We start from the raw sequence: 4007 nt of genomic DNA, 5'->3' as shown, positions 1-4007 counted from the left end.
CGCGAGAGCGCCGACGGCGATGGCCTCCGCGAGGGCGTCGGCGTTCGACCCCGCGGGGTCACCGCCCCCCCGGACGCGAGGACGTCGAGTCCCTCGGCCTGCGTCGGCAGTTTCGTCCCGCCGCCGACGGTGCCGACTTCGAGACTGGCGACGGAGACGGAGACGTACAGGTCGCCGTCCCGCACGTCCGCGGTGGTGATGGCGTTGGACCCCTCCACCACCTGCGCGGCGTCCTGTCCGGTGGCGAGGAACATCGCGGCGACGACGTTGGCGACGTGGGCGTTGAACCCCAGACTGGCCGCCTTCGCCGACCCGACGAGGTTCTTGCGGGTGTTCAACTCGGCCACCGCCTCGGGCGTCGTGTGCAGTCGCTCTTCGACCACCTCGCGCGGGATGGTCACGTCGGCGGTGACGGAGCGTCCCCGTCCTTCGACGGCGTTTATCGCCGCGGGTTTCTTGTCGGTGCAGAGGTTGCCCGAGACGGCCACGAGGGAGGCGTCCGTCTCCGCTTCGACCACGTCGCAGGCCGCCCGCGTGGCGATGGTGACCATGTTCATCCCCATCGCGTCCTTCGTGTCGTAGCGGAAGCGCAAGTAGACGGAGTCGCCGACGACGTACGGCGTCACGTCCAGCAGTTCGCCGTGACTGGTCGTCTCCTCGGCCGCCTCCGCGAGGGTGTCCTCGTTGTCGCGGACCCACTCGACCAGCGCTTCGGCCGCCACCACGTCGGCGACGCGGAAGACGGGGGCGCGGGTCATCCCGGACTTCAGGACGCGCGCGTTCGCGCCGCCGGCCTCGTTCAGGACCGAACAGCCGCGGTTGACGCTCGCGAGGAGGGCCCCCTCCGTCGTCGCCAGGGGGAGGTAGCGCTCGCCGTCGAGACTGCCGCCGCGTATCTCGACGGGGCCGGCGACGCCCATCGGCACCTGCACGGTCCCGACCATGTTCTCGATGTTGGGGTCGGCGCGTTCGGCCGGGAAGCCGTAGTCGCCGACGGCATCCAGCGACGCCCCCGACTGCGCTTCGACGAGGAGGCGGCGGGCCGCCGTCGCCGTGTCGGCGTCCGCGTGGTCTTCGAGTTCGTGGAGTCGCAACTCGCCCTCCCGGACGCGTTCGGCGAGTGCTTCGGCCGTCGTAGCGTCGGTCATGTGCGGGAGTTTTTCGCGACTTCCCTAACCGTTACCGGTTCCCGGCCTCTGCGCGTCTTCCCGCGGGACCGACGCCGTCGGACTGACCGCCACCCCAACCGTTTTGCCCTCCCCCCGCCACCTCCCCACACATGACAGACGCCGCGGACCTCGTCCTCCTCGACGGCGAGGTGCACACGCTCTGCGACCCCGACGAGACGCACGAGGCGATCGCCGTCCGCGACGGCCGAATCGTCCGCCTCGGCAAGTCCTACGACGTGCAGTTCCTCGTCGGCACCGAGACGGAGACAGTCGACCTCGGGGGCGACGTGGTCCTCCCGGGGTTCGTCGACGCGCACACCCACCTCGACATGGTCGGGCGGTCCCTCGTCCACGCTGACCTCGCGGGCGCCGCGGGCCCCGACGACTGCGTGAATCGGCTCCGCGAACGGGCGGCCGAACTCGGCGGCGACGACGCCGACGAGTGGGTCCTCGGATACGGCTACGACGAGAGCGCGTGGGCCGAGTCGCGGTACCTCACGCGCGAGGACCTCGACGCCGTCTCGACGGACCGGCCCGTCGCCGCGTTCCGCGAGGACATGCACGTCGCCTCGCTGAACTCGGTCGCGTTGGACCGCCACCTGCCCGAGATGCCGGACGGAGACGTGCGATACGACGGCGACGACCCCACCGGCGTCGTCGTGGAGGAGGCCGTCGACGCGGTGTACGAGGCGGTCGAACCGGACCGGGCGGAGACGGAGGAACTCCTCCGCGCGGCGCAGGCGGCGGCGAACGAACGCGGCGTCACCGGCGTCCACGACATGACGCGCAACTCGGCGAAACCGGGCGCTACCGCGACTTGGACCGGCGGGGCGACCTGACGCTTCGCGTCCGCATCAACTACTGGGCCGACCACCTCGACAGCGTGGTAGACGCCGGTCTGCGGACGAACCACGGGAGCGAGATGGTCCGCACCGGGGCGATAAAGACGTTCACCGACGGGTCGTTCGGCGGGCGGACGGCGAAACTCTCCGAACCGTACAGCGACGACCCGTCGGAGACGGGGTCGTGGGTCGTCGACCCCGACGAGTTGTCGGACGTCGTCTCGCGGGCCGACGCGCACGGCCTCCAACTGTCCGCGCACGCCATCGGAGACGAGGCGGTGCGTGCGGTCCTCGACGCGTACGAGGACTGCGACAGTCCGGGCGAGAGCCGACACCGCGTCGAACACGCGGAACTCGCGGACGACGAGGCGATTCGGCGGTTCGCCGAGTCGGGCGTCGTCGCCTCGGTCCAGCCGAACTTCCTCAAGTGGGCCGGCGAGGGCGGCCTGTACGACTCGCGCCTCGGCGACCGGCGGACGGAGACGAACCGCTACGCCGCCTTCGCCGAGGCGGGCGTCCCCCTCGCGTTCGGGAGCGACTGCATGCCGCTGGACCCCCTCCTCGGCGTCCACCACGCGGTGAACGCCCCCGAAGCGGAGCAACGACTCGGCGTGACGGAGGCCCTCCGCGCGTACACCGCCGGCGCGGCGTACGCCGGGTTCGACGAGGACCGACTCGGAACCATCGAGGCGGGGAAGGCGGCCGACCTGACGGTGCTGGCCGAGTCGCCGTGGGAGGCCGACTCGATACGCGACATCGACGTCTCGGCCACCGTCGTCGCCGGCGACGTGGTGTACGAACGCGACGCGTAGGGCGTCGAACCCCTCCCCGACGGCGTCCTCGCGGGGGAGCGGCGGGGGCCATCTCGCTCGCGCCCGCCGTCGCCGGCGGAAACACGGAAGTCGCCGCCGCCGTCCGGGTCCGTGTGTACCGAGTGAACCGTCGACCCGTCCGGGCGAACTGATGCCGGAGAGCCGATTCGACCCCGACGACGCGCTGGTCCCGGAGACGCCCGCGGGGTACGCCGAACCGACGGCGTTCGAGTACTCGCTCCCGGTCCTGACGGTGCTGTCCGTCGCCCTCGTCGCCGTCGGGATACCGCTGTTCGGCTCGGTTCTGTGGACCGTGCAGGGCCCCGCCGTCTTCGAGACGGTGTTCGACGTGCAGCAGACGGAGACCGGATTCACCCTCTCGCTCCGACTCGGACTCGCCGCGGGCGTCTTCGTCGGCACCGTCCTCGCCACCGTCGTGGTTCACGAACTCGTCCACGGACTCGCCTACCGGCGGTACGGCTACCGCGTCAGTTACGGCGTCGCGCCGTTCCTCGGCGCGGCGTACGCCTGCGCATTCCACCAGTTTCAGCGGCGCGAGGACGTCCTCGTCGTCACCGCGGCGCCGTTGCTCCTCCTCGACGCCCTCCTGTTCCCCCTCCTGTTCGTGCCCGTCCCCTTCCTCGCGTTCGCGGCGTTCGTCGCTCTCGTGTTCAACACCGCCGGCGCCGCGGGCGACCTGTACGCCATCGCGTCACTCCTCCGACGGCCCGAGGGGACGCTCTACTACGACAGCGACGTCCGCCACTCGTACGTCTTCGAACCGGCGTCGTGACGGTCCGGTCCCGGTCGTCGACGTGCGCCGCGACCACCTGCACCCGGTCAGCGGCCGACGTCCTCGGAACGGGCCGCGGACCCGTAGCGACCGGCACGGGGGTCGCCGGCGTCCTCGAACGGGCCGTTCGAGTGCGACTCGGCGCGGAACTCGAAGCGCGCGCCGCCCGACACCGCTTCGGTGACCGAGGCGGTCCAACCGTGCGCTTCGGCGATTCGCCGCACGATCGCGAGTCCGAACCCGGTGCCGTCGGGGTCCGTGGAGTACCCCGTCTCGAGCACGGTGTCGCGGTCCTCGGCGGGGATGCCCGGGCCGTCGTCCTCGACGAAGAAGCCGTCCTCGAGTGCGCCGACGCGGACGGTGACGTCGTCGCCGACGTGTTCGACGGCGT

The 4007-nt window shown here is 71.5% G+C and carries 2 protein-coding genes and 2 pseudogenes; 2 read left to right on the top strand and 2 right to left on the bottom strand.

Annotated elements, in window-relative coordinates:
* Positions 1-1148 (bottom strand): annotated as a pseudogene (hmgA, locus tag GJ632_RS20160) (hydroxymethylglutaryl-CoA reductase (NADPH)); the annotation flags it as partial.
* 131 nt (positions 1149-1279) lie between these two features.
* Here hmgA and GJ632_RS20155 point away from each other — a divergent pair.
* Positions 1280-2823: pseudogene (locus tag GJ632_RS20155) on the top strand (amidohydrolase).
* A 151-nt stretch (positions 2824-2974) separates the two neighbouring features.
* On the top strand, positions 2975-3616 hold the full coding sequence (locus GJ632_RS20150) for a DUF3267 domain-containing protein (protein ID WP_191453862.1): 642 nt from the start codon (positions 2975-2977) through the stop codon (positions 3614-3616).
* 47 nt (positions 3617-3663) lie between these two features.
* Here GJ632_RS20150 and GJ632_RS20145 read toward each other — a convergent pair.
* On the bottom strand, positions 3664-4007 hold a 344-nt coding region (locus tag GJ632_RS20145), incomplete at its 5' end, for a HAMP domain-containing sensor histidine kinase (protein ID WP_197428119.1).

It is taken from the genome of Halogeometricum sp. CBA1124 (assembly GCF_009741955.1).
Taxonomy (GTDB): domain Archaea; phylum Halobacteriota; class Halobacteria; order Halobacteriales; family Haloferacaceae; genus Halogeometricum; species Halogeometricum rufum.
This window is presented reverse-complemented; position numbering and strand designations above follow the sequence as displayed.